The 24,139-nt window shown below is 41.3% G+C and carries 28 protein-coding genes; 6 read left to right on the top strand and 22 right to left on the bottom strand.

The annotated features are described in order from the left end of the window. Window position 1: 1 nt before the first annotated feature. The 5 genes from ABE28_RS24990 to ABE28_RS10080 form a co-directional block, all read right to left on the bottom strand. Window positions 2–376, bottom strand: coding sequence for an acyl-CoA dehydrogenase family protein (locus ABE28_RS24990; protein WP_156775734.1), 375 nt, complete (start codon window positions 374–376; stop codon window positions 2–4). After that, the gene (locus ABE28_RS24985; protein WP_167353396.1) at window positions 373–579 is read right to left on the bottom strand and encodes an acyl-CoA dehydrogenase family protein; all 207 of its coding nucleotides are present in this window, start codon (window positions 577–579) and stop codon (window positions 373–375) included. The genes ABE28_RS24990 and ABE28_RS24985 overlap by 4 nt, the downstream gene beginning before the upstream one ends. A 90-nt stretch (window positions 580–669) precedes the next feature. Continuing rightward, on the bottom strand, window positions 670–1,842 hold the full coding sequence (locus tag ABE28_RS10090) for a thiolase family protein (protein ID WP_064466197.1): 1,173 nt from the start codon (window positions 1,840–1,842) through the stop codon (window positions 670–672). 65 nt (window positions 1,843–1,907) lie between these two features. Continuing rightward, a complete protein-coding gene (locus ABE28_RS10085) occupies window positions 1,908–3,182 on the bottom strand; it encodes an MFS transporter (RefSeq protein ID WP_064466198.1) in 1,275 nt (424 codons plus the stop codon). Between the two features lie 91 nt (window positions 3,183–3,273). Beyond that, the gene (locus tag ABE28_RS10080) at window positions 3,274–4,827 is read right to left on the bottom strand and encodes a long-chain-fatty-acid--CoA ligase (protein ID WP_257390761.1); all 1,554 of its coding nucleotides are present in this window, start codon (window positions 4,825–4,827) and stop codon (window positions 3,274–3,276) included. A 343-nt stretch (window positions 4,828–5,170) separates the two neighbouring features. Between ABE28_RS10080 and ABE28_RS10075 the strand changes: the two genes are divergently transcribed. Continuing rightward, the gene (locus ABE28_RS10075; RefSeq protein WP_064466200.1) at window positions 5,171–5,719 is read left to right on the top strand and encodes a GNAT family N-acetyltransferase; all 549 of its coding nucleotides are present in this window, start codon (window positions 5,171–5,173) and stop codon (window positions 5,717–5,719) included. Window positions 5,720–6,044: 325 nt separating this feature from the next. Beyond that, window positions 6,045–6,452, top strand: a complete 408-nt coding sequence (locus tag ABE28_RS10070; RefSeq protein ID WP_064466201.1) for an Hsp20/alpha crystallin family protein — start codon at window positions 6,045–6,047, stop codon at window positions 6,450–6,452. A 73-nt stretch (window positions 6,453–6,525) separates the two neighbouring features. On the opposite strand, the gene ABE28_RS10065 is transcribed toward ABE28_RS10070, so the two are convergent. The 9 genes from ABE28_RS10065 to ABE28_RS10025 form a co-directional block, all read right to left on the bottom strand. Further along, window positions 6,526–9,657, bottom strand: coding sequence for an AAA family ATPase (locus tag ABE28_RS10065; RefSeq protein WP_064466202.1), 3,132 nt, complete (start codon window positions 9,655–9,657; stop codon window positions 6,526–6,528). Beyond that, window positions 9,654–10,799, bottom strand: a complete 1,146-nt coding sequence (locus tag ABE28_RS10060) for an exonuclease SbcCD subunit D (protein WP_064466203.1) — start codon at window positions 10,797–10,799, stop codon at window positions 9,654–9,656. The genes ABE28_RS10065 and ABE28_RS10060 overlap by 4 nt, the downstream gene beginning before the upstream one ends. 478 nt (window positions 10,800–11,277) lie before the next feature. Further along, window positions 11,278–11,706: a DUF2621 domain-containing protein gene (locus tag ABE28_RS10055; RefSeq protein ID WP_064466204.1), complete on the bottom strand. Its 429-nt coding sequence runs from the start codon at window positions 11,704–11,706 to the stop codon at window positions 11,278–11,280. Window positions 11,707–11,783: 77 nt separating this feature from the next. Continuing rightward, window positions 11,784–12,089 (bottom strand): DUF3219 family protein, encoded by a 306-nt coding sequence (locus ABE28_RS10050; protein WP_064466205.1) that lies wholly within the window; start codon window positions 12,087–12,089, stop codon window positions 11,784–11,786. 125 nt (window positions 12,090–12,214) lie between these two features. Further along, a complete protein-coding gene (locus ABE28_RS10045) occupies window positions 12,215–12,442 on the bottom strand; it encodes a sulfurtransferase TusA family protein (RefSeq protein ID WP_064466206.1) in 228 nt (75 codons plus the stop codon). A gap of 36 nt (window positions 12,443–12,478) precedes the next feature. After that, a complete protein-coding gene (locus ABE28_RS10040) occupies window positions 12,479–13,534 on the bottom strand; it encodes a YeeE/YedE family protein (protein ID WP_180319987.1) in 1,056 nt (351 codons plus the stop codon). A gap of 237 nt (window positions 13,535–13,771) precedes the next feature. Further along, window positions 13,772–14,233, bottom strand: coding sequence for a CcdC family protein (locus ABE28_RS10035; RefSeq protein WP_064466207.1), 462 nt, complete (start codon window positions 14,231–14,233; stop codon window positions 13,772–13,774). 114 nt (window positions 14,234–14,347) lie between these two features. After that, the gene (locus ABE28_RS10030) at window positions 14,348–14,707 is read right to left on the bottom strand and encodes a response regulator (RefSeq protein ID WP_064466208.1); all 360 of its coding nucleotides are present in this window, start codon (window positions 14,705–14,707) and stop codon (window positions 14,348–14,350) included. Between the two features lie 187 nt (window positions 14,708–14,894). Beyond that, window positions 14,895–15,602: a cytochrome c biogenesis CcdA family protein gene (locus ABE28_RS10025; protein ID WP_064466209.1), complete on the bottom strand. Its 708-nt coding sequence runs from the start codon at window positions 15,600–15,602 to the stop codon at window positions 14,895–14,897. Between the two features lie 253 nt (window positions 15,603–15,855). Between ABE28_RS10025 and ABE28_RS24470 the strand changes: the two genes are divergently transcribed. Continuing rightward, window positions 15,856–16,029 (top strand): aspartyl-phosphate phosphatase Spo0E family protein, encoded by a 174-nt coding sequence (locus ABE28_RS24470; protein ID WP_083232028.1) that lies wholly within the window; start codon window positions 15,856–15,858, stop codon window positions 16,027–16,029. 156 nt (window positions 16,030–16,185) lie between these two features. On the opposite strand, the gene ABE28_RS10020 is transcribed toward ABE28_RS24470, so the two are convergent. After that, window positions 16,186–16,575, bottom strand: a complete 390-nt coding sequence (locus ABE28_RS10020) for a DUF4183 domain-containing protein (RefSeq protein WP_257390760.1) — start codon at window positions 16,573–16,575, stop codon at window positions 16,186–16,188. 128 nt (window positions 16,576–16,703) lie between these two features. Here ABE28_RS10020 and ABE28_RS10015 point away from each other — a divergent pair, with 128 nt between their 5' ends. From ABE28_RS10015 to ABE28_RS10005, 3 genes are all read left to right on the top strand, one after another. Then, window positions 16,704–17,063, top strand: a complete 360-nt coding sequence (locus ABE28_RS10015; RefSeq protein ID WP_083232027.1) for a DUF4183 domain-containing protein — start codon at window positions 16,704–16,706, stop codon at window positions 17,061–17,063. Between the two features lie 112 nt (window positions 17,064–17,175). Beyond that, complete coding sequence (locus ABE28_RS10010) at window positions 17,176–17,916, top strand: polysaccharide deacetylase family protein (RefSeq protein ID WP_064466355.1); 741 nt, start codon at window positions 17,176–17,178, stop codon at window positions 17,914–17,916. 261 nt (window positions 17,917–18,177) lie between these two features. Beyond that, the gene (locus ABE28_RS10005) at window positions 18,178–18,576 is read left to right on the top strand and encodes a DoxX family protein (RefSeq protein WP_064466211.1); all 399 of its coding nucleotides are present in this window, start codon (window positions 18,178–18,180) and stop codon (window positions 18,574–18,576) included. 705 nt (window positions 18,577–19,281) lie between these two features. Here the strand turns inward: ABE28_RS10005 and ABE28_RS10000 are convergent. The 7 genes from ABE28_RS10000 to sirA form a co-directional block, all read right to left on the bottom strand. Continuing rightward, window positions 19,282–20,406 carry an NADH-dependent flavin oxidoreductase gene (locus ABE28_RS10000; RefSeq protein WP_064466212.1) on the bottom strand — a complete coding sequence of 375 codons (1,125 nt, stop codon included), beginning with the start codon at window positions 20,404–20,406 and terminating at the stop codon, window positions 19,282–19,284. A 40-nt stretch (window positions 20,407–20,446) separates the two neighbouring features. Further along, the gene (trxA, locus tag ABE28_RS09995) at window positions 20,447–20,761 is read right to left on the bottom strand and encodes a thioredoxin (protein ID WP_064466213.1); all 315 of its coding nucleotides are present in this window, start codon (window positions 20,759–20,761) and stop codon (window positions 20,447–20,449) included. Between the two features lie 30 nt (window positions 20,762–20,791). Next, window positions 20,792–21,178, bottom strand: coding sequence for an IDEAL domain-containing protein (locus tag ABE28_RS09990; protein WP_064466214.1), 387 nt, complete (start codon window positions 21,176–21,178; stop codon window positions 20,792–20,794). Between the two features lie 86 nt (window positions 21,179–21,264). Then, entirely contained in the window at window positions 21,265–21,684 is a 420-nt protein-coding gene (locus ABE28_RS09985) for an RrF2 family transcriptional regulator (protein ID WP_064466215.1), read from the bottom strand. Window positions 21,685–22,440: 756 nt separating this feature from the next. After that, window positions 22,441–22,842, bottom strand: coding sequence for an RDD family protein (locus ABE28_RS09980; RefSeq protein ID WP_064466216.1), 402 nt, complete (start codon window positions 22,840–22,842; stop codon window positions 22,441–22,443). A gap of 354 nt (window positions 22,843–23,196) precedes the next feature. Continuing rightward, on the bottom strand, window positions 23,197–23,412 hold the full coding sequence (locus tag ABE28_RS09975; protein WP_034312934.1) for a YneF family protein: 216 nt from the start codon (window positions 23,410–23,412) through the stop codon (window positions 23,197–23,199). A gap of 84 nt (window positions 23,413–23,496) precedes the next feature. Next, on the bottom strand, window positions 23,497–23,937 hold the full coding sequence (gene sirA, locus ABE28_RS09970; RefSeq protein ID WP_064466217.1) for a sporulation inhibitor of replication protein SirA: 441 nt from the start codon (window positions 23,935–23,937) through the stop codon (window positions 23,497–23,499). Between the last annotated feature and the right edge of the window lie 202 nt (window positions 23,938–24,139).

Here is a 24,139-nt window from a genome sequence, read left to right as displayed (position 1 = left end):
TTCAATACGATCCTCTCAGCCCCTTTTTTTTGTCCTTTTTGCCGACAGTCAATCCAGGAAAATCTCTTTCTACTAAAAAAGCAGTAATCCCGCCTTTGGCACCTTTACTCTTATCCGTTAAGGCGAATACGGTAAAAACATCGGCTATCGGCCCGTTGGTGATGAAATGCTTCGTGCCGTTCATCACCCAGCAATTACCCTTCTTTTCTGCACTTGTAGCCAAATTGGTGGCATCCGAACCTGCTCCGGGCTCAGATAATGCAAAGGCTGCTATCTTTGTGCCTGCTGCCATATCAGGCAAGGATTTCGCTTTCAAATGTTCGGATGCAAGCTTGACCAGCCCCGTACTGCCTATCCCGGTATGTGCGCTGATCAATGAAACAAAGCCATTATGCGTCCGGTAGCCTTGCCCACTGTATTCAAGCCAATTCCGCCGTATTGTTCGGGAATGCTGATTCCGAATAAACCAAGGTTTTTTGCTTGTTCCACTAAATGCTCGGGAATGGCATCTTCTTCTTCAATCTGTATCGCGAATGACGCCACTTCCCTTTCGACGAAATGACCGATCATGTCCTTCATCTGCTGCATTTCCTAGGTTAACGTAATTGTCATGATTATTTCTTCCTTTGATTTTTTCCTGGAATTACGTTTCGCTTCCTGGTTTTGATATCAGGCTTCGCGCTCAATGATCGTTGCAATTCCCTGACCGCCGCCGATGCATGCCGTTATAAGAGCGAACCTTCCTGATATACGCTTTAATTCGTAAACCGCCTTTGTCATGAGGATGGCCCCTGTCGCACCAAGCGGGTGTCCGTGGGCGATGGCTCCCCCATTCACATTGATTTTGGCTGCATCCATATTAAGCTCCCTATTGCAGGCAATCACTTGTGCCGCAAAGGCTTCATTAATTTCAACGATGTCCATGTCAGCCAGGGTGAGCTTCAATTTTTCCATTACTTTTTTAATCGCGGGAACAGGTCCGATGCCCATATAATTTGGATCGACACCGGCAACAGCCTGTGCTTTAATCGTTGCTAGAGGCTTGATCCCCCACTCTTCCGCTTTTTCCCTCGACATGATGACCAATGCAGAAGCGGCATCATTCAATCCTGAACAATTGCCTGCCGTCACGGACCCATCTTCCAAAAACGCTGGTGATAAGTTGGCTAGCCCTTCTTTCGTTATTTGCGGGCGAGGATGTTCATCCACCTTAAATTCGCGTGTTTCACCCTTTCTGCCTAGTATGCTCATTGGCATGATTTGTTCATCAAAACGGCCCTCTTCCATGGCTTTGGCCATCTTTTTTTGACTTTGGAGCGCAAATTCATCTTGTTCCTCCCTGCTGACCTCATATTTTCCAGCTAAGTTTTCAGCAGTGATTCCCATTGGCGGATCGCCCATTTCTTTCGGGGACAACTGTGACTTCCTGAACTGCGGAAGCTTTGCGTTATATGCTTTTTCCGGACGATCCATCAAGTAAGGGGCCCTGCTCATGCTCTCCACGCCACCGGCGATATAGATCTCCCCTTCACTGGCATAAATCGCTTGTGCCGCTAAATTGACAGCATTGATTCCTGAACCGCACTGACGGTCTACCGTCAAACCAGGAAGCTGTATCGACAGACCTGTTTCCAATGCCGTCAATCTGGCTATGTTGCCGCCACCGCTCAAAACATTCCCCATGATGACATCATCAATCATTTCGGGGTTTACCTTCGCCCTTTTTATCGCTTCCTTCATCACTTCCGCCCCAAATACGTGAGCCGGGACAGAAGCAAGTGCACCGCCCTGTTTGCCAATTGCTGTACGTACTGCTGAAACAATGACAGCATCTCTCTTCATTTTTCATCCACTCCCTTTTTTTAACTCACAACCGAACTTATGGAACTTGCTCACTTTTCCGTTGCTTATGAGGACTTAAGGTCCATGTCCCCTGTATGTTCATTTGTTCGATCCCTGGTTGACTTGACAGGTTTTACGAATAAGGCAAATAAGATGCCAAAGACCAAGACAAGCGTCGCCATGAACAAAATCGATAGATTATAGCCCAATAGCTGGTTACCTCCAGCCAAGCTTATGATATACCCTGTTACAAGAGGGGCAATGATGCCTGCTATGTTGCCTGATGAGGTGAGGATGCTCGTCATCAATCCACCTCGCTCTTGCATTTCATTGATCATGATCGTTGGCCCGATCGGCAAAATGGCATAGGTCAGTCCTTTCGCTAAACACATGGCACCGATCACCCAGATCGGATTTTGAAAAATCATGATCGATGAAAAAAACAAGGCCCCTAGGATCATGGATCCCGCAACGACGAATACCCTTGACGATCGCCAGTTTTGATTCTTCTTGAATAGATGATCGGATATCATCGAAACCCCCATATAAATACATACGGAAATGACGCCGATTACTGCTACGCTCGTCCCCATTTGCCCTGGAGTCATTTTGACGGCTTCCACTAAATAAATCGGGAGCCAAACCGAAAACCAGACGACTAAAATATAAGTGGAAAAGTAAGCGAGAGTAGTGAATAAAGCGGTAGGTGATCCCAGTAGCACCAAGAAGTCCTTCCATTTGATTTTTTCCAGCTTTGCTTTCTTTTTCTTTTGCTGTTCATGCACTTCGACTGGGTTTTCCTTTGTTAAAAATTGAAAAAGGAAGAACCAAACAAGGCTTGCTGCCCCAAGTACGGCAAAGGCAACCTTCCATCCGAATATCGTAATTAAGGAAACGAGGATGGGCGCCACGATCATCGCACCGACCGTCCCCCCGCCAACGACCACTGAATTGGCAAACCCTTTTAGCTTCGGGGGAAACCACTTATCGGCATGGCTGTATGCGATTGGACTGTAAGGCCCTTCGAATGCACCCAGTAAAATCCTGTAAAGAATGAGAAATGGCAGCGCGGCTATGGCCAAAACACCGAATTGCAGTACAGTCCATGTCAACATGATGAATCCAAGCACTTTTTTTGCCCCAAGTCTGTCAGCCCATGCTGCTCCAAAAACCCCCGTTACGGGATAGAGCCAATAATAACTGCTTCCGACAAGACCCCACTCCGCGTAGGAAAGATTGAATTCCTTCATGATGGGAACAGCTGCCAGCCCTACTATCGATTTATCCGCAAAATTAATGACAGCACCAAAGAATAATAGAATGAGAACAACCCAACGCATATCAAACCCTCCTTTTTGTATCTACCTTCACAAGCCCGCATTCCCTCTCGAAAGGATCGAGGTGACAGGTATATGGCATCCGTTTCTTTCCTCAATCATTTTTCCCCTCCCTTTCAAGCTCTTCTTTTACTAATAATCTTTTCAATAGCTTACCGACGGTGTTTCGCGGCAGTTCATTTCTTATTTCAAACACTTTCGGCACCTTGTATGGCGTAAGCTGGGAATAGCAATATCCTTCTATTTCTTCAATGTCAATGGAAGCGTTTTCTTTCGGGACGATGAAAGCTTTTACGACTTCGCCTTTTTCTTTATGGGGGATGCCCACGACGGCAGCTTCCTTAATCGCTGGATGTTCATACAGGACCCCTTCCAACTCTTGCGGGTAAATGTTGAATCCACCAACGATTATCATTTCCTTTTTCCTGCCGACTATATAGAAATACCCTTCATCATCCATGACGGCTAGGTCGCCGGTGTATAGCCAGCCATTCTGTAGGGCTTTTTTTGTTTCACCCTCGTTATTCCAGTATCCCTTCATGATTTGGGGACCTTTAATCAGCAATTCACCGACACTTGTGTTGGGAACTTCGTTATTATCATCATCAATGATCAGGCAATCCGTACCTGGAAATGGAATGCCGATGCTGCCGACTTTCCTTTTCCCGAAAGGAGGATTACGGTGGGTGGAGGGCGATGCTTCCGATAAACCGAACCCCTCTCCTATCTGGGCACCGGTCAACATCTCAAAGCGCTTAATCACTTCAACCGGAAGGGGCGCAGAGCCGCAAGAGCAGCTTTTTAAACAATCCAGTCCATATGTTTCGATTTCAGGATGGTTAACGAACGCATTATACATCTTCGGCACTCCTGGAAAAAAGGTTGGGCGATATTTTTTAATGTTGGCTAGAACCTGCTGGAGATCGAATTTCGGAATTAGTAGAATCGTTGCCCCGAGAAAGATTCCGAGATTCATCGCACTTGTCATGGCATAAACGTGATAGAGGGGTGTCGCGGCCAAAACGATCTCTTTTCCTGGTATCATGGAATCGCCATACATTTCATAGCTCTGAATGACGTTGGAGGTCAAATTATGGTGGGTCAGCATGGCTCCCTTCATCTTCCCGGTGGTACCCCCTGTATATTGAATGACCGCAATATCTTCAAATGGGCTGATGCTTTCAGCCGCCTGAATGGCATCCCCGGATTGAATCATGGCTTGAAGCGAGCATGTCCCATTTTGATCAGCTCCTGCCTTCATGCAGACGGCAAACTCATATATCGCTTTCGTTTCATCTACTGTATTGGCTGCAGTTTCATCAAATACAATATATTGAGCACCAGAGTCCAGCAGGATTTGCAATAGCTCCCTTGGAGTATACAGGGGATTCGTCTGCACGACGATCAGGCCAAGCGCCTGGGCGGCATAATAGCTGATGATGAAATAAGGATGGTTGGCCATCATCAGGCCAATTCTCTCTCCTTTTGTAAAACCCATTTCCCTCCATTTACCCGCTAGCTTGTCGACCTGCATTTTAAGATTGCGATAATCCAACGTTTGATCTTCATAAATGATGGCTGTATGGTGAGGAAATTCCCTTGCAGTCCTTTCAAGTAAGGAATACACGGATACTTCCGGTAGCTTCATAGATTTCATTCTCCCTACATACCATCGCTCCCACGGTCGACTTATCGTATTTCGCACCATTCATCCCTCCATATATAAACGATTCTCCTGTCAAGCATCTTCATTACGTATTTATCATGCAACTTGCATGCCAAGCTAGAGCCAGGCATTTGTAGCCTATAATAAGAATTCATTATTGACTTTAATTACCTATAAAAGCAACACTGCAAGGGATTCATTGATAATCATATAATTCATTATTGAATTAATATAGTTGATGGATTTTCATAGAAGAAAGTGAATGTATATTAAATAACTAACCAATTTGGATATTTATGTTAAAGTAAACACAGGGGGGATTAATTTGATTTATGATAGCCTAAATAAAACGATTACTACTAAAAGATTATTGTTAAGACTGTTTCAAACATCAGATGCAATGGAGGTTACCAATCTATGTAATAATTATAATATTTACAAAAATACTTTATATCTGCCCTATCCCTATTCCATGGAGGACGCTTTATCCTGGATAGAAAATCACCTTCATAATTTTAATGATAATAGTTCCTATGAATTTGCTATTACAGATAAAGTTACAGGAAAACTATTTGGAGCAATAGCATTATCTTACAATCAAAACTTTAACAATGGTGAAATCGCTTATTGGCTTGGAGAAGAATTTTGGGGAAAAGGTTATGCTACCGAGGCTGGATTAGCCATACTCGAATTTGCCTTTACCAATAAGCAATATCATAAAGTATTTGCTCGTCACTTTAGCTCAAATCCGGCTTCAGGAAGAGTTTTAGAGAAAATAGGAATGAGAAAAGAAGGTGTTTTAAGAGAACATATCATGAAAGAAAAACAATATGAAGACCTTGTTCATTATGGAATTTTGAAACATAAGAATTGAAATTGATCAGCTTCATTTCATTTCCCTTTTGTCTGATGTCCGAAGCTATTAAAGAATACATACTGTAGCCTTCCATTAAATGACTAAAGAAAGGTCTAACTCATTTGTATATATAGGTCCTACCCGCCTTACAAAATATAAAGCTCGGCGCATTATAAAGTGAGGTGCATGGCAGATGCTTTCCTAATGCATCACTTTGAACAATTTCAAGAAGCAGTACAGTTTGGGCTCGGTTCTTTTATGTACTCATTTTCACTTTTCCAATCACCAATCACCATCCTGCGGACATATAATACAAACAAAGGAAAACCGGGGGTATCAAAAAATGCAAGACTATCAACATGGATCGCAAATGAATGAGGTTGAAAAGTTTGATGAATGGGTGAAAAAATTTTTTCTGGATCCGGAAACTTGTGCGTTGGATCATCAGCTTTTTTCAATTGATATATACGAAAATGACGATGAGTATATGGTGGAGGCGGTTTTGGAAAATCATGATGTCGAGGATATTAAGGTGTGCTTAAGTGATAATGAACTATCGATCATCGTGGACGAAGCTCATAAGCCTTTTATTGATAATAAAGCGGATACAACTCCCTCACAGAGAAACATCCCCTTCCCCTTTTCGATTTGCACACGCAGGATTACCGCTGAATTCTCGAATCCCATTTTGGTGATTCGCATCCATAAGTTTTCCCCCGGAAAAAAAGCAGAGGATATTAATATTGAGTAGTTCGTTCATCATAACAAAAAAAAGAATGGCCATGAGCGTATTTTTGCTCCATGGCCATTCTTTTTATCTTGAACTATCCAGCAAAGTGAAAGGCCGTGCGGCTGCCCTTTTGCGTCGAAATGACTTGGAGCTGGGCATCGATCCTTTCCTTCAATTCAGGAACGTGCGATATGATTCCGACTAACCTCCCTGTGCTTTGTATCTCCATTAATGCTTCAATCGCCTGCTCCAGTGATTCGGGATCGAGCGTGCCAAATCCTTCATCGATGAACATCGTCTCAAGCGATATTCCGCCCGCATTCTGCTGGACAACATCCGCAAGACCTAGAGCGAGCGCAAGCGACGCCTTAAAGCTCTCTCCTCCAGATAGAGTTTTGACATGCCTCTCCTGCCCTGTATATTGGTCATACACAGATAATTCCAGCCCGCTCTGAATATTCCTGCGTGTAGGATCCAGCTTACGCAGCAGCTGGTAACGGCCGCTGGTCATTTTCAGCAATCTTGAATTGGCTTCTTTTAGAATGTCATCTAAAAAGGCTGCCAAAACATATCGTTCAAACGTGATCCTGAAGGAATTTTGACCTTTGGAGATTTCTGATAAATGACCGACGATACTATACCTTTCATCGAGACTTTTCTGATCTTCCCTGATTTGAGCCAATTTACTCTCGATTTCTTCGTTCGTCTGTTTTTCTGCAAGTAATTGATTGAAATTTTGGCGCAATGACTCCAGTTCTTCATTTATGAATTCAAAGGTCTTCCTCAATCCTTCCATATCCGGTTTGACGACATCTTTTAATTTCATCTCCAGATCATGGAATAAACTTAAAATGCTTTGCCAATTTTGATTATACTGCTGTACTTGCTCTTCCAGGTTTCCGAGGGCCGCTTCCGATTTTTTCGCTGCGGTATATTCTTTATAATTGGAAAAGCCTTGATGAGTCATATCCGCAATGAACTTTTCCCGCTCGGCTTTCAACTCTTCGTTTAGTGCCTCTATATTTCCGCTTCTGGACTCTTTCTTTGCCTGGATGACCGATTCTTTTTCCTTCACCAATTGAAGGTTTTTCTGTGCATCTTCCAAGGCAGTCTGTAATTGTTTCTGTGTTTTCACGGCGATTCGATAGCTGGCAACATATTCATCCTCAGTCCGGATTCCATCTGGAAGCGAATCGGTTAAGCCTGCTAATTTCGTTGAGTTTTCAATGTATCTTGTTTTAGCTTGGTCTTCGTTTCTTTCCAAGGTGACCAGATTATCTTTTAGCTTGGCTGCCTTTTCTTTTAAAGCAAGCAGCCTTGTTTCCATCTCTGACACCCCGGATTTTTTTTGCGTCAACACCGTTAGTTGCGAATGGAGCGCTTCTCCTATTTTAATGAATTGACTCAAAAGATGATCGATATCTTCACGTTTGAATTGGGGCATGTCAGCCTGTAGGTCCCGTGATTTTTCCTGAGAGGAGGCGACTAGTGCATCATATTTGGATACAGACTGATAATAATCGCTTTCCGCTTGGCTTTTTTGTCGTTCTGCCATTTTAAGCTTATTTTCCTGCTCTTTCAGTTCCATATCCGTCGGCATATCCTCATGCATCCGTGCTGGTTTTGGATGGCTTTCCGAGCCGCAAACAGGACAATTTTCCCCAGAATGCAACATCGAAGCAAGCATGCCCGCCTGACCTGAACGCCACCTATGATTGAGTCCTTCCAGCTTCTCTTTCTCTAAACCCAGGATTCGTTGAACCTCCTGGAACCTTTTATTCTTATCATCCATAATCCGCTTCGTATTTTGAATCTCGGTGAATACCTCTTGAAGCTTTTTCATTTTCATTAACGATCGATTCACTTTTTCTGATTCCATTTCCTTCTCCCGATGGAGGACCGCCGCTTTTTCCGCTTCGTTTTTTTCAACTGCCACCTTCTCTGCGTCCGCTTCAACTTGCTGATAATCGGCCGTATTTTTTTCACGGAGCTCTTTACTATACTTCCATTCTTTTTCATCCAAAGTGACTTGGGCTGTTAAACTGGCAAACGTCATGACGGCCCCTTTTACCTGCTCAAGCTGGTGCACATTACGTATGGCCTGCTCCCTTTCATTTTCCTTCAGCATTTCCTTGTCATAGGTATCCTGCTTCTCCTTGCGCTCTGCTTGCAGCCCCTCCGCCTGCTCGCCTAGCTTTTGCAGCTCTTCATTCGCATCATGCACTTGCTTGCCGATCCGCAAATAATATTGTTCCTGCTTTTCAAGCGACGCCGCTTTTTGTGCCATTTTGATTCGCTGCTTCACTAATTCCATTTCCGGCTGCCTAGCTTCAAGATCCTCCTTCTCTTTTCGTAATTTCTCTTTGTCCGAAAAACTGTTCAGCAAATCTGCCGCTTTTGAAAGCTCTTGATTTACTTGATCACGGGCCTTCTGTTTTTCTTCGATTTGTTCTTTTAATTGTTTGCCTCTTTCACTCGCGTCCGTTATGACATCCTGTAAAAGGGGAAGGACTTGCTGTTCGTTAGGCTCTTCCCCTTGCAGCTGCGCCTGCAATTCTTCATGAATGCCCGCTTTGATTCCCTTCATCAATTCGATTCGCCGCTGCGCGCTTTTTTCGCTTTTCCGCTTAAGGACGGACGCTTCTTCTTTTAATTTTTCTTCTATCCGTTTATAAAGCTCTGTATGAAATAACTTCTGAAGAATCTGTTCCTTATCTTTGCTATCTGAAGTTAGCAGTTTTCGGAATTCATTCTGCGGAATCATCAGGATTTGTCGAAATTGATTTGCATCAAGCCCAATGAGTGATTTGATTTTCTCTTCAACCTCACGGACATTTGCACCAAGCAATTTATTCCCATCAGCCAAAATTTCATATAATTCAGCCTTCGCCCCGACAGTTGTCGTTCCTTCGCCAGCCTTTTTCTTCCGTTCCTGCTGTGGTGACCGGATCACTAAGTAGGTTTTCCCGCGCAAGGTGAATTGCAGCGAGACTTCCGTCAACATATCATCTTCGGCAAATTGGCTCCGCAAATCTTGACCGCTACGGTCTTCTCCGCTTGCCTTTCCATATATCGCAAAGCTTATTCCATCAAATATGGTTGTTTTTCCTGCACCTGTCTTACCAGAGATGACAAACATCGTCCGCTCCCCAAGGGAATTGAAATCAATGGTTTCCCTTCCAGCATAAGGCCCGAATGCCTGCATCGTTAAAATATGTGGTCTCATTTCAAGGCCTCCTCTTTCTTAACGGCTTCGATTACCGAAACCATCAAATCTTGTTTTTGGGAATCGAAATTGCGATCGGTCATTTCCTGGTAAAACGATTCAAACAGATCAAGCTCCGATTTCTGTTCATCCTTGATAGAGGAGAAGGCTTTTTTTCTTCTCAGATCGGTCAAATCCCATTTTCTCTCAAGGTGAAGTACATTCGGGTATATTTGGCGTAACCGATTAATCGGATCGATGAGCGAGCCCTCATCATTCAGGGTTATTTTCAAGTAGTCATCCTGTTGTTGCAATTGATAAAAGGCAGGGTCAAGCAGTTCCTCCATCGTTCCTGCTATTTCCCTCATATCCAGCTTAGGTGCCAAGGATCGATAGCTTAGTTCAAAGCTACCATCCTCATTCATGTCGACGATGGAAAGCGATTTTTTTTGCTTGGCCTCAGAGAATGAATATTTCAGCAGAGACCCGGAGTAAAAAACTTTGGGATGACGAATTGCATCTGGACTATGCAAATGACCGAGTGCCGTATAATCGAACGCATCGAATAGGTCCGAGGTAACGCAGCCTGATCCGCCTACTGACAAAACACGCTCCGAATCACTCGTTTTGCCGCCTAAAACAAAGGCATGCCCTACAAAGACATTCGGTTCATCCTTATTGAGATTCTCCGCTATCTTTCCGGTTATCCTTTTCATGGCGTCTTGATGCGAATGGATGCTATCATCTTCAAATAGATGGCGAACCGTCCCAGGTTCAGCATATGGAACGCAATAAAAATTCACGCCCTTGATGCGAACCGGCTCACAGGTTTTTGTTAATTTCCCCTGAATGTATAATTGACTATGGCGATACCATGATGAACCGAAGGAAAGCCGTTGTGCCGAATCATGGTTTCCCGATATAGCAACGATCGGTATGTTCATTTTCACATTAATCGTATAAAGGATTTCATCGAGTAGCTCCACCGCTTCAATAGGCGGAACCGAACGATCATATAAGTCCCCAGCAATCACGACCGCATCCGGTTTTTCTTCCTCCACTATATTTATGAATTGCAGCAGAGCATACCTTTGATCCTCAGTCATATGTACACCGTGAACGATTTTCCCTAAATGCCAATCCGCCGTATGGATAAATTTCATAGTTTCACTCCGTCCTCATTTTTACTTACTATTATTATAGCAAAATTTCATAGAATAGCATCGATTGGGCACAAACGTTCTAATTTTTACCACTCTTCCTAATCTGCGGCATAAATGAAAGAAGGGGTTCGGACTACTCCGAACCCCTTCTTTCATTTATGCTGGATTGGTAGCAGTCATGGAGCCTTCCGTTAGAGCCGTTCTTTTCCACTGTAATTTCTTGAATTCCTACAGAAGTCTCGCCCCCCGTTCCCATCCACTTTAATTGAAACTGTTACACAACTCCAGTGTTTAAAGGGTTTATCGTTTTACGGTTCATTCCACTAAAAATATTGGCTTTCCACTGGCAGTGCAAGGTCTCCCTTGGACTAGCGTTCCAAGTGGATCCAACTGCTGCCAATGCTAAAGTCAGGCTGATGCAAAAAAACTGCAGACAAGCTCAAACTATCGAGGTTGTCTGCAGCGGTTCACCTTGCCATTAACTGAATAAATGTTCATAGGGCCCCATATTCACTTCTCGTTCAGCCAACTTTTTTTGTAAGAATTTATGATCACGCTTTGGTGTCGCGATGATATAGCCACGTATCACAAGATCCTCCGAAATATCCCCCGCTTTTTCCTTTATGGCCAATTCACCGATTTTTCCGGCAATTTTATGCCGAGCAACATCCCGGAAAAGTTCTGGTACAGGGCTAACTAAATCTTCAAGTAATTCCTTTTGCTGCTTTGACCATAAGTGCCTAGTTTGCTCCAAATAGTATTCTTCCCAATCCATATCCGACTTCCCGTCCTCTTTAGGAAATCTTTTCAGGAACTTCCGGAACATGAAAAAGCCGCCAATACTCATCAATATAATTAAAAGGATAACCCAAAATAGAATAAACCATAAAAACCAGCCACTAAGCAAAGTATCACCTCATAAGTATAGAATCGTCACTATTATTATAGACAGTAACCCATATCTTTACAAGACTGGCAAAGTAATCATTCCGGCTCGTTCACTTCCAATAAAACTAGTGAAAAATCTCCCACTGCATTTTCTTCATACAAATTGGTGACGGAAGTTGCATAATTATGGATTTCAGCTCGGAATTCCTCGTTCAGCTGAGGAATTTTCAAATCGAATACCATTTGATAAAGCAGTGTGGTGATATCATGATATTCCTCATTCGTAACCTTGAAATTAAAACTGACTTTTCTGATTTCTATACCTTCAGAATCTCCTACAGTTTCAGTTAGAAAATCAGTAACATGCAGCGGAACATCATTTAAAATGACCTCATCTACCATTTTATCCACATCTCCTTAAATGTTCTTTCAATCATGTTATCACTTGAAACTGGCCTAGCCAACGATTCAGCCTTGAAAAAATAAAAAAAACGTGCAAAGGATGTCCCTGCACGTTTCTTCATCTATCAATTTCCTTTCTTGACGATTATACGCCATTTAGCATCATCAATCTGTTCGAATTCCGTAATTTCGTGACCTTCAGTAGCAGCCCAACGCGGAATGCTCTCCGTTGCTTGGGTGCAATCGAAATTAATGATCAGTTCCTCACCTTTTGCCATATCCACAATTGCTTCTTTCGCTTCCACTAAAGGGAACGGACAAACCATTCCAGTCGTCTCCAATACTTTTGCCATGTAATCCACTCCTTGATTAATTATGTTAGAAGAACCTTAAGCAGCTTTGGAAGTACCCACTGTCTGCCTTTGCTTACGGATAATCGTAAAATAAGTTGCCACCCAAGTTCCTAGCAGGAAAAAGATTATGGCAATCCAGCCTTGCCAAGCAAATAATGCCGAATTCACCAAGCCATTCCCTATTGTACATCCTCCTGCAACACTCGCCCCGAATCCCATGACTATACCGCCAAAGGCATTGTTACGTATCGTTTTCATATCGGGCAAGCGCCAACGGAATTCCCCGCTTCCTTTTGCCGCAATGAAAGCTCCGAGGAAAATCCCCAATACTAAAAACATTCCCCAATCAATTAACGCATCATCGCCGGTTATAAGGAAAGTCAAGATGTTCGCGGAAGGAGCTGTAATTCCAAGACCAAACATCCTGCCTGTCATCGCACTTAACGGCCAGGCGATGATGGCAATCAGTCCAACCAATAATGCCGTAACGAATGGATGCCACCTTTTTTCAAATAAAAGGTGAGCGATACCTTTTTTCTTTGGTTTCATTTGAAAAATCGGCAGTTTAGGCTTCCTTAATTCACGCATCACCAAGATGCCGACCAAAACGGCTACAACGATCACCAGCAACCATGGCGAAACATTCAATGTCTCGTGAATATAAGTGTCGCTTGTACGATAGGATAGCAGTTGGTCCCCCGCCACTTTCCATACGCCGTACTTCGTCATGGCCGCTCCAAGCATATAACCAAAAAGGGCAATCCAACTCCCAATCATCCCTTCTCCGGCACGATACCATGTCCCTGTAGCGCAACCTCCCGCGAAAACCATACCGATACCAAATATAAAGCCTCCAACAATTGTCCCCAGCCATGGGAACCCATCATTCCCAAACTGAATGACGCCTGTGCCATTCAATGCATAAACACCAATACTTTGTATCGCTATAACAACGAACGTAGCCAAAAACATCCGTCCATCTTTAGCTAAAATCAAATCACGATATGCACCAACAACACAGAAACGGCCCCGTTGAAGAACAAATCCAAGCATTAGCCCACAAATAATCCCTAATACAATCATTTGTAACATCAACCGTTCCCTCCTCTAGTAAAATTCTAATAATATTAATATAATATAATTCAGATGAAATTACTAGGGTTACGGTTTTTAAGGGCTTTTATAACATCGTTTTTCCATCTTCAACATTTCTTTTTTTGAAGCTCCGTTTTGTTCCAAAAATAATAAAAAACCTGGGTCCCCTTGAAGGTAGACACAGGTCCTTTGACTATTATTAGTTAAGTTGCACCATCAAAATTACACAGTCAATCAGATGAAACTGGCTGCCTTAACTTTTTTGTATTGATATAGCATCGCAATCCTCCATGGGACGATCATAGCAAAAGCAAGCAAGAAAAACATTCCGCTCAAGACGCCAATTTCAATTGTGCTTCCGAGCATTAATTTCGCGACGAGCCGGACCACCATAAGGCCGATCAGTATGAATATAAACGCTTTTGAACGCAAAATGTAAATTTTTTCGTTTCTCACTTCGAATTTGGATGTTTTAATTAACAAGATGGAAAATAACATCCCTGCGACAATAGCCTCCAATAATTCGTATCGAGAAACCCGGAACATAGGAAAAATGAACATCAAGGCGCCTGTACTCATGAATAACGGCGGCAAGATGATTTTCTTTTCATTCACCGGTTTTTTCGTTTCCTTCATCCGTAACATGAAAACACCCATAGCCATCACGATCGCTATACCTGTTGAAATATATATCATCTCTTAACCATCCCTTTTAACTAAAAATAGGTAAGCACCATAAAAAATTATATATGACTTCAATTAATAAACAAAGTATATATTACCTATTAAAGATAAACAAGGAGTGGGTACTTAATTAAGCCCCCTATTGATGGCATCCACTACTCTGCTCTCGTCAAAGGGCTTGACGATAAAATCCTTTGCACCGGCTTCGATGGCTTCAACTACCATTTTTTGCTGACCCATCGCAGAGCACATTATCACCTTTGCAGCCTGAAATTCCTTCTTGATTTCTTTAACTGCATCTACCCCGCTCATGAGTGGCATCGTTATATCCATTGTCACTAAATCAGGTTTAAGGTTACGGTACAATTCAATCGCTTCTTTGCCGTTCTCACCCTCGCCAATTACTTCATGTCCAGCTTTTGATAAAATATTCGAAAGCGTCATCCTCATAAACTTAGCATCATCAACAATTAATATTCTGGCCATGATCGTTCCCCCCTCATTTCCTCCTTGCAAAAGAAATGTAATGATTTATATATAGAATATAAAACTTTAGGCCTAAAATCAAGAATATTAACCTCATAAATTAGTCTAAAAGCGAATATATAAGGGTACTAAGTCCCACTTTCGTCATATTCGTTTGAATATTTTTGAAAAAATAGCTTTTAATGGACTAAAACCCCGTAAAGCCTCCGAATAGTCTAGACAGGACTGCAATTATTTGGGTCATCCAATTAAAAAACAAGATAACACCCATTACAATCATGAGGTAACCGCCAAGCTTCATTATGTACTGGCTATACTTTTTGATCCATTTCAGCTTTCCGACAAAGAAGGATAAGATGAAAAATGGGATGGCAAAACCTAATATATAAGCTGCTATATAGCTCATGGCAGCAGTGGGTTCCGTTGCAGCCAAAGAAATGACGGCCCCTAATAATGGACCTGCACACGGTGTCCATCCAGCCGCAAAGGCCAAGCCGATTAGAATGGAACCAATATATCCACTCGGACGGTTTTTAAATTCAAAGCGGCTATCCTTCATTAAGGATTTCGGTTTAAAGATCCCTACAATGAATAATCCAAAAACGATGATCAGAATGGCACCGATCTGACGAATCAATTCTTTAAAATTGGTGAAAAATGAGGCTAGATAGGTAGTACTGAACCCGATTGCAATGAAAACCAAGGAGAAGCCTAGCAGGAAGAACAAAGTATGCAGCATACTCCTTCTTTGAAGCATTGCGTTCTCCGATTTTATTTCACCGACGCTCATACCCGTAATATAGGATAAAAAGGCTGGATATAGCGGTAAACAGCACGGAGAAATAAAACTTAAAAAACCGGCGCCAAAGGCAAAAAATAGATTTATGTCATTCAATTACCTTCACTCCTATGTATGTCATCCTATAAACATTGTAACAAATAAGATGAAAATACACATTTATGGGCTGTGAAGATTTTGTGGACAAGCTACACACAGCCCACCAATGACGGCACTGTTTCAATGTCCGTATCATACATATTTGAATTCACTGGTCCAAGCCGATATAATTGTTATATTCATACAGTTTTTACAACTAACACACATTAACAGGTACCTTATAAAATGCTGGGGCCAGAAAGGAAATAAGATGGCTAAAAAGGATGAATTTCTCGAACAAATCGAATTAAAGCGGAATGAACTTATAAAAGTCGTCGCTGAAGATGGTTTGAACTCAAATATTGCCGTGGAGTACAGCCAGCAGCTTGATCAATTATTGAATAAATATGATGAACTTTTTTATAAAACCGGTTCAGGTTTTTGATCGCGGATTTTAACCTACTTTACCTCCATAGGTATTTTCTCCTGACATCATATGCTTTCTTTACCGATTGAACCCCTTTTATATACGTTCCCCTACCAGAAAAACAGGCAGCACTTTCGGCGCTGCCTGTTTTCTTGATTTGAAGGTCAAATGGATTTACGTTACAATATCGACATCCGAGGTAGGTGCGTAGTTCGTCACGACAAGAACGACAGGTGACCCTGCCAAAACGGATGAGCCATCAGGAATTGTCAGCACCAGGCTGCCGACACCAGTTGCACCTGCAGTGTATGTCGATATATCCTCCATTTGCAGCACACCATTAATAAACACTTCATATGAGCTGTTTTCTGCACTTAATACAGGCAGTACCGTTGCGGGACCACCAGTGTCCGTCCAAAAGCTTGCAGGATCGATTGACAGTTCCGTTGGACCTTCCAATGCTGCAGGCACTTCATAAAATAAACGAGTGATCAATGGATTAACACTAATCAGCGAGGTAGCCTCAATGGCTAATTTCATTATCTTTAACGGCAAAATATTCACCTCTCTTCTCTATAAACTATGACTTCATTGACCGAAGTGTATAGACAAATTCCAAAAATGGTCCTCACGATAATTCGTATTTTATATAAAATATGTAGGAGATAAGAAAAAGGGGAGAATTTAAGAAAATGGACAATAAATATTGCCGTTTTATCAAAGAGGAAGAAGAAATCCCTAAACCTTTGTTGCTTTTCCCTGCTTGCTCTTTCACGGAAGTTCGTACGAAAATTCCGAAACGTGTCGTTGCATATGAATTTTATGCGGTCGCAAATGGCTGTCAACGGGTTTTTGTTGAAGAAGATGGGATAACAGACATTGAGAAACAGGTCATACCCGATCCAGCAAAGGTATCTTATATGAATTTATTCATAAATGGTGTCTTGCAGCCCCATGATAATTACACCGTTGAAGCTGGGAAGCTTACCTTGAATACCGTTGATGCCCCAATAACAGGAACTCCCATCATTTTACAAACAATCATTATCTAAAGAGCAGTAACAAATCCTCAACATGGTTACCGGCATAATAAATAAAATGGAACTCCATATACTAACTCTTATAAACACAAGTACAGGGGGGACTATTTTGAAAACCATATTGATGACTTTCACCGTTTTCTTTTTTCTTTTCTTCTGTGAAGCTAACCATATTGACGCCATAACTTCCAGCAGAGCGGTATATGAAAAAACAGGAAACGTTATTTGGGATGGAAAAACTAATGAAAAAATTGTTGCGATCACCTTTGATGACGGACCACATCCTTCCTATACACCCCAAATTCTCGATATATTGGCTAAGTATAATGCTAAAGCCACGTTCTTTGTTTCAGGTAATAAAGTGAAAAGCAATCCAGACATCCTCATAAGAGAAATTAAAGAAGGCCATGAAATCGCGAACCACACGTATCATCATTATTATGACAGAAATATGACAGCTGAGTTATTATCTTCCGAATTGGATAAAACCGACAAAGTGATTTGGGATATTGCCAAATACAAACCGACATTATATCGCCCTGTAGGTGGACTCCATAACGATACCATCATTAATACAGCAGTAAACAAGGGGTTTAAGGTCGTTTTATGGTCGTGGCATCAAGACCCGCAAGACTGGAAACGGCCGGCACCTAATAAGATCTCCTCACATATCATTAATTCGTTACGGGCGGGTGATATCATCCTTCTCCACGATTGGAGCGACCGACCGCAAACGGTTATGGCTTTGGAACCGACCTTGGAATATCTATATAAAAATGGATATAAGTGCGTGACGGTTTCTGATTTATTATTTAGATCCAACCAAAGTTCACCCGGTTTTTTCCGAACCTTTCCTGTTGAGTGAGCCTCTTAAGGAGGAATTTATTATGAAGTATATTGCCGTTCGAGTAAAAGAAGTGTTATAAGCAACAACTCTTCTTTTACACGTACGGAGCATGGCCCTCCTGTTACGAATGTTACCGCAATAATATAAAATGAAACTGATTAATTCTATTGACATAACACGTAAAATAAATTGTCTTTAATTAAAGATAAATACTTTCGAGATATATTACCTCGAAATAGAGATATCTAAATTCAATACAAAATTCAGGAGGAATTATAAATGATCGGTTTAGGTTTATTAGTTATACGTGCAGTTATCGGTTTATCGTTCGTTGGTCATGGCGCTCAAAAATTGTTTGGTTGGTTTGGAGGTCACGGTTTAAAAGGAACTGGAGGCTGGTTTGACTCAATCGGCATGAAGCCTGGAGTTACGATGGCCTTATTTGCTGGTTTATCAGAACTTATTGGCGGTGCTTTATTCGCGTTAGGGTTTCTTACACCTCTCGCTGGAACATTGATTGCACTTACGATGCTCGTAGCGAATTTTAAAGTCCATGGAGCGAATGGCTACTGGGCGACTCAAAATGGTTACGAATACAACCTTGCCATTCTTGCAGTGGCGATTGGTGTAGCATTAATCGGAGCTGGCCCCTTCTCCCTTGATTCCATTCTTTTTTAGGTCACCGTTATCATAAACACGAAGTTGGATTAAACCACTTCGTGTTTTTTCTGTTCCAAAGATGAAATGGTCCGTTTCAATAATGAAATGAAATTTTGCGTATTTAAACACAAATCGATTAATTTTCCATTCACTATTTCCGTTTTGTTTCCTATACAAATGGGAACGATTCTTAAAATTGCGAATGTCTTCAAACAAGTCAATTGAATAACTAGCTACTTGGCCAAATAATTATATGGGTTTTACATATGGAATATCGTATCTAAAAACAAAAAACAATAAAAAGAAAAGTTATACTAGAATGCTCCTGCTCAAAAACTGGTTTATTCATCTCCGCCCCCCCCCCATGAATTCCTAGTGATTTGCTGTTTAGTAAACATATTGCATTCGATATCAATCACTAGAACGACAGTCCATCGGCACTATGAATGTAACTAGTAAGGGAGGAACCATGATTAAAACCATCATTAACTTCTTTTTCAATCTAGTAATAGCCTTCGTGTTATTTTTTAACCTTAGCTATGATGCATCGTTGGATAGTGATTATATGCTGTTTTTTAAATGATCATTTCCTTGCAAATATCATTTAATTTTATCCATTCTGCTAAAAAGGGAATAACAGGGCAGGGCAGCCTTCATTGGCTGCCCTGCCCTGTTCTATCGTAACCAACTTAAGGTAGGAGTTAAAAGGTGTTTGTACGATCCCTATTCAATGCCCGGAAACCATCCTGGAGAATGGATGATGGCTTGCCATAATGGATCAGGAATATCTAATTGCTGTTGATGATTTCTGTTTATTTTTGTGACGATTTCAGTTTCTCTTCCTTGTTCCACTTTTTGTACCCATTCAGGATCGATGATCAGTTCACGGCCTAATGCAAGTAGCGGAATGCCAGATTGCATTGCTTTGATTGCATCGTCTGCAGTATAAATCGAACCAACCCCGATGACAGGAACTTGGTCACCGACACGCTCTTTTATGATTTCTATCCGAGCCCGATCAGCCTCTGCCCCCCTTCTTGCTTTTGACCAGAATTCCATTAATGAAACATGAAGGTAATCCAGTTTCTTACTCGCAAGTCCATCGATTAATGCCAGTGTATCATCCATCGTGATTCCTGGTGTTTCAGGCTCTTCTGGTGAAAAGCGATAGCCTACGATGAACGGAGCTTTGGCATGTTTTGCAATTGCTTTTTGCACTTCATCCACCACTGCTAACGGAAAACTCAGGCGCTTCTCAAGTGATCCGCCCCACTTGTCTTCGCGTCGGTTCGAGTGTGGGGAAAAAAATTGCTGAATCAGGTAACCATTTGCACCGTGAATTTCGACACCATCATATCCAGCTTCAATCGCACGTCGAGTGGTTTCACCAAAATCGCGAACAATCGATTCAATTTCCTTTTCTGTAAGTGGACGAGGAACCGGTTTGCCTTCTCCTGCCGATGGGATATCGCCTGCACTTACAACATCGCCATTAGGCACTAATTCCGGTGGTACCTCGCGTCCGCCATGGAAAATCTGCAGGATTGCTTTTGCACCTTTCGCTTTTATCGCCGAAGCTAAACGACTTAGGCTAGGAATCATGACGTCCGTATCACCGCCAAACTCCCCATGAAATCCTTTGCCATTTGCCGTCACATACGTACAGGCGGTTATCACCATGCCAACCCCGCTTGATCGGCGCTCATAATAGTTTATTTCTTCATCCGTTACTGTCCCGTCTGGATTCGAAGAAAAATTGGTCATTGGTGCCATCACCAGACGATTTTTCAATTCCACCCCTTTTGCTAAATTGAATGTTTCAAATAACGGTGAATAGGTTGAATTCATTTGCCAGTCCTCCATTTATAAGTAAATTGTCATGAAATTATCACGCATGCTTAGCAATCAAGGAAGAAATTGCTTCTTTAGGCTGCAGCCCAACTGCCTGATCGATTTTTTCTCCATCCTTGAAAAGGATAAGTGCTGGAATTCCCATAATCCCGTATTGTTGGGTCGTCGCTGTATTTTCATCAACATTAAGTTTAACGATTTTAACCTGCTCACCCATTTCAGCGTCCAATTCATTAAGGACCGGTGCAATCATTTTACACGGACCGCACCATGGTGCCCAAAAATCAACTAGCACAAGACCATCTTTAATTTCAGCCGCAAAATTATCATCCGTTACATGCTCAATAGTCATGATCATATCCTCCTCGTTTTATCCACCAGCTCATTTATTTAAATCAAGTTTGGCCATTCTATTTCCATCCGAAATGAAATCGGATTTTTCCGTAATTAATTTAGGATGGATCTTTATTGATTCCAATTTACCCGATAGCTCCATAAACCAAGTCTCATCTTTGGAAATCAACGCTAAATCAATTAATGCCAATACATCACTTTCGTTACTAATTTCTATGTCCGGCAGCTTTTCGGTCCATTTACTTGGAATCCAAATCGCCTTACCAATCGCCTTTTCATTATCACTTTCCACAACATTCACTTTAATGAGGTCTTCATTTCTGCTTAAGGTTTCAATGAATCCATGAATGAGTTCCCCCTCTCTTGATCTTCCTTGTACCCAATCACCATTTTCAAACTGCTTATTTCCTGCCATATATAACACCCCTTTTATTATAATCATCAAATATAACTGTAAAAATTAAATATACAGTAAGTATAAAAGAAAAAACTAAATCAATATCAAGGACATCGCTTAATTTTCTCCAAAAATGCGCTCAGGGTAATATTCTCTAAATATTTTTCATAATATAGTTCGGCTTCATCGAGTATTTGATCCATAACCAACTGGGTATTGGAAGATATGACACACTTTTTCTCTGGATCTCCTGTACACCACTTCGGCTTCAGTGTCCCGTGTGAGACCGTTATATAAATGTCCGCCAAACTTACCTCTTCAGGATTGCAAGCAAGGATATAGCCTCCGCCAACGCCTTCTTTAGTCTTCACATATCCTTTATTCCGTAAGCAACTCATCATTTTCCTGATCCTTGCCGAGTTCGTACAAACGTTTTCTGCGATTGACTCGCTGCTTGCCATATGATCTGGCAAATAAGCCAAATACACCAAACTATGCACAGCTATTGTAAAATCACTATTCACTTTTGGCATCCTCCTCAAGGAGATTACTGTAATCTTAAACGTTACAGATACTAAAGTCAACTCTCACCACTTTATGATTGTTTCAACCTTTTTGCCACACTAAACGTAATGGATATGAAAAAAATGCATATCACGTAAGGAAGATTGTTTAGATCACGCCGTGAGTAAAGATCATCCCATATGTAGACAAGTCGAGTCTTAAAAAACCAGATAACAAAGAAAGTGGAGTATAGTTTTAAAGGGATGGCTACCGTCTAACTAGACGATTGACAAGCCAACAGGACAGTTACTGAACGGTTTACTGAAACCTTCAGTAATAAATATATATGATTACAATAAGTTGTTATCCTGAGAAATGATTCATGTTAACTGGATGAAGAAGCGAAAAAAGACGTGGTTTAAGTTGCCAGAGGACCCACGCCTTTTGATACATGTATGAAAAGGATATGGAGATGATATATTTCTAATCAGGTCCACCTATACGGATCAATCCACTATCGCAAACCAGGAAACGATTCCAAAACGACTCAGCCACAGAGGATAAGTCTAATTCCCAAGATATTATTGACGAATGAAATAAGGTTTCTATACTATATACTTTTGAATACTATCATATGTTTCCAGGAATAATCCTATTCCCAAAAGAATCTAGACTATACACACAAACGGATGCCGCTAAATTTAAAAGACCTGAGCAGGGTAGCATACCGAACTCAGGTCTTTTAATTTTATGTAGCTAATACCGCTCATCTTTTATTAAGGTTTCTCCGATGTCACATATGTGCCAGCAATGAAATCATGAATCGACCGATGATCCTTTCTCATACCGACCATGAATGCACTGACAATATATCCTATCCCTAGTGTTAGAACATAGACTATACCTGCAACGAATGTTCTTAACAGCATCGTGCCTATGCCTAATTTCCTGCCATCAACCCGTACGATCCGTATGCCCATGATCCTTTTACCTACTGTATAGCCATACCATACTATCGGGACGATCAGCATGTAAAGCAGGTTCAATATAGTTGAAAAATCTTCATTTTCCCAATCACCTGTTATCCAACTGAAAATCAATGATAATGGTAAAGAAATTATTAGTACGTCGAGAAACCCTGCAAAAAATCGTTTCCAAAAACCTACTGAATCGTTCATTAATGATGAACCTCCTGTTAGTAGTAATAGTAGTTACAATTAACTATTTTACCAGATATGCGCTATTGTAACGAGACTTTTTTCGTAATTAACGGCCAGTACTTAAATCAGCAATAAAATTACTAATTCTGCTCGCATTTCCAACCTCCTCCCTTTTTCTAGCTCTGTGGGGGCTTCCCCTCATACAAAAAACCCCTCTCTCTGTTTGAATTAAACAGAGAGAGAGGTTTCGGATCAGAAATTGAAAGATAAAGCAAAAACAATGGAAATTTATGATGAAAGATTCACTCTTCAAAGTAGTTTATGATTTGCTTATCTTATAATTGCCATTAATCAATGGATGAACCCTTGAGTTTATTTTGTTTGTTGTTTATTCATGGCGCTCATCATTTGATTAATTTTCTTTTGGGATGGTTTCATGCCCATTTGCATCATCATCATTTTCAGCATTTGTTCGTTAATTGGCGGATTTTTCTTTAAGTAATCCATCATGTATTTACGAGCGATGAAAAATCCCAGCACTACTCCAGCAATCAATGCCAGTACGCCAACTAGAATGTAAACCCACATACTATTTCCTCCTTCGTGTTGTCTAACATCAGTGTACTAGACCAAAGGTTATTATACAATACCCGCTGCCGAAAAGTCCCCCATTTAGACAAATTTTCTTTCTTTTATCGGTTTTAACCAGCCGTATTTTTCGTGTTCAAAATCTATGGCAAGAAAACTCGCCTCATACTTTCGAATACATTCAAAAAAGGCGGTCTCCGCTTCATAGTCTCCATCAGCTTTTAGCGTAATGGATTCATTCTCAATAATTAAAACGGCTTTACTTGATCCATTTGTTTTTTCTAGATAGTATTTACCATTTTGAGTCCAAAAATTCATCTTCCGCTGTAAACGGTGCTCGATAGCCAACTGCAATGGGATAGTCGGGACTGTTTTGGTGACAAATTCGATTTGTTTTTGCAAAATACTCTTCAGTCTGCCCCTTGCATGAATATACTCCAAAAACAAATTGAAAAATAGCTTTTCGCGACCGTAATAATGATGGGCAAATTCATCTTCGATTAAAAAAATTTGATAGGTTCTCATCAGCCAATGCCTCCTAGCCTCCTATTTTGTTAACCTTGGCAACTTAACAACGAAACTTTCCAATATTTCCTACTCATGATGACTTTCCCCTATAAATGACATATTTAAACGAAAATTAATTATTCTCATTATATATTGACAAACGGACAGGATATGTTGTTTGTTGGAGAAATTTTCTTCTTTTTTTGTCGAATCGAAGATT

The organism is Peribacillus muralis, assembly GCF_001645685.2.
GTDB lineage: Bacteria > Bacillota > Bacilli > Bacillales > DSM-1321 > Peribacillus > Peribacillus muralis_A.
Note: the sequence above shows the minus strand (reverse complement) of the source record. Positions and strands in the feature narration are given on the sequence as shown.

Excerpts from the sequence above, each read along its gene's own strand:
- ABE28_RS24985 (WP_167353396.1), bottom strand. The coding sequence starts at position 579 with ATGAAGGACATGATCGGTCATTTCGTCGAAAGGGAAGTGGCGTCATTC.
- ABE28_RS10090 (WP_064466197.1), bottom strand. The coding sequence starts at position 1,842 with ATGAAGAGAGATGCTGTCATTGTTTCAGCAGTACGTACAGCAATTGGC.
- ABE28_RS10085 (WP_064466198.1), bottom strand. The coding sequence starts at position 3,182 with ATGCGTTGGGTTGTTCTCATTCTATTATTCTTTGGTGCTGTCATTAAT.
- ABE28_RS10080 (WP_257390761.1), bottom strand. The coding sequence starts at position 4,827 with ATGAAGCTACCGGAAGTATCCGTGTATTCCTTACTTGAAAGGACTGCA.
- ABE28_RS10070 (WP_064466201.1), top strand. The coding sequence starts at position 6,045 with ATGCAAGACTATCAACATGGATCGCAAATGAATGAGGTTGAAAAGTTT.
- ABE28_RS10065 (WP_064466202.1), bottom strand. The coding sequence starts at position 9,657 with ATGAGACCACATATTTTAACGATGCAGGCATTCGGGCCTTATGCTGGA.
- ABE28_RS10060 (WP_064466203.1), bottom strand. The coding sequence starts at position 10,799 with ATGAAATTTATCCATACGGCGGATTGGCATTTAGGGAAAATCGTTCAC.
- ABE28_RS10050 (WP_064466205.1), bottom strand. The coding sequence starts at position 12,089 with ATGGTAGATGAGGTCATTTTAAATGATGTTCCGCTGCATGTTACTGAT.
- ABE28_RS10045 (WP_064466206.1), bottom strand. The coding sequence starts at position 12,442 with ATGGCAAAAGTATTGGAGACGACTGGAATGGTTTGTCCGTTCCCTTTA.
- ABE28_RS10040 (WP_180319987.1), bottom strand. The coding sequence starts at position 13,534 with ATGTTACAAATGATTGTATTAGGGATTATTTGTGGGCTAATGCTTGGA.
- ABE28_RS10035 (WP_064466207.1), bottom strand. The coding sequence starts at position 14,233 with ATGATATATATTTCAACAGGTATAGCGATCGTGATGGCTATGGGTGTT.
- ABE28_RS10030 (WP_064466208.1), bottom strand. The coding sequence starts at position 14,707 with ATGGCCAGAATATTAATTGTTGATGATGCTAAGTTTATGAGGATGACG.
- ABE28_RS24470 (WP_083232028.1), top strand. The coding sequence starts at position 15,856 with ATGGCTAAAAAGGATGAATTTCTCGAACAAATCGAATTAAAGCGGAAT.
- ABE28_RS10015 (WP_083232027.1), top strand. The coding sequence starts at position 16,704 with ATGGACAATAAATATTGCCGTTTTATCAAAGAGGAAGAAGAAATCCCT.
- ABE28_RS10010 (WP_064466355.1), top strand. The coding sequence starts at position 17,176 with ATGACTTTCACCGTTTTCTTTTTTCTTTTCTTCTGTGAAGCTAACCAT.
- ABE28_RS10005 (WP_064466211.1), top strand. The coding sequence starts at position 18,178 with ATGATCGGTTTAGGTTTATTAGTTATACGTGCAGTTATCGGTTTATCG.
- ABE28_RS10000 (WP_064466212.1), bottom strand. The coding sequence starts at position 20,406 with ATGAATTCAACCTATTCACCGTTATTTGAAACATTCAATTTAGCAAAA.
- trxA (WP_064466213.1), bottom strand. The coding sequence starts at position 20,761 with ATGACTATTGAGCATGTAACGGATGATAATTTTGCGGCTGAAATTAAA.
- ABE28_RS09990 (WP_064466214.1), bottom strand. The coding sequence starts at position 21,178 with ATGGCAGGAAATAAGCAGTTTGAAAATGGTGATTGGGTACAAGGAAGA.
- ABE28_RS09980 (WP_064466216.1), bottom strand. The coding sequence starts at position 22,842 with ATGAACGATTCAGTAGGTTTTTGGAAACGATTTTTTGCAGGGTTTCTC.
- ABE28_RS09975 (WP_034312934.1), bottom strand. The coding sequence starts at position 23,412 with ATGTGGGTTTACATTCTAGTTGGCGTACTGGCATTGATTGCTGGAGTA.
- sirA (WP_064466217.1), bottom strand. The coding sequence starts at position 23,937 with ATGAGAACCTATCAAATTTTTTTAATCGAAGATGAATTTGCCCATCAT.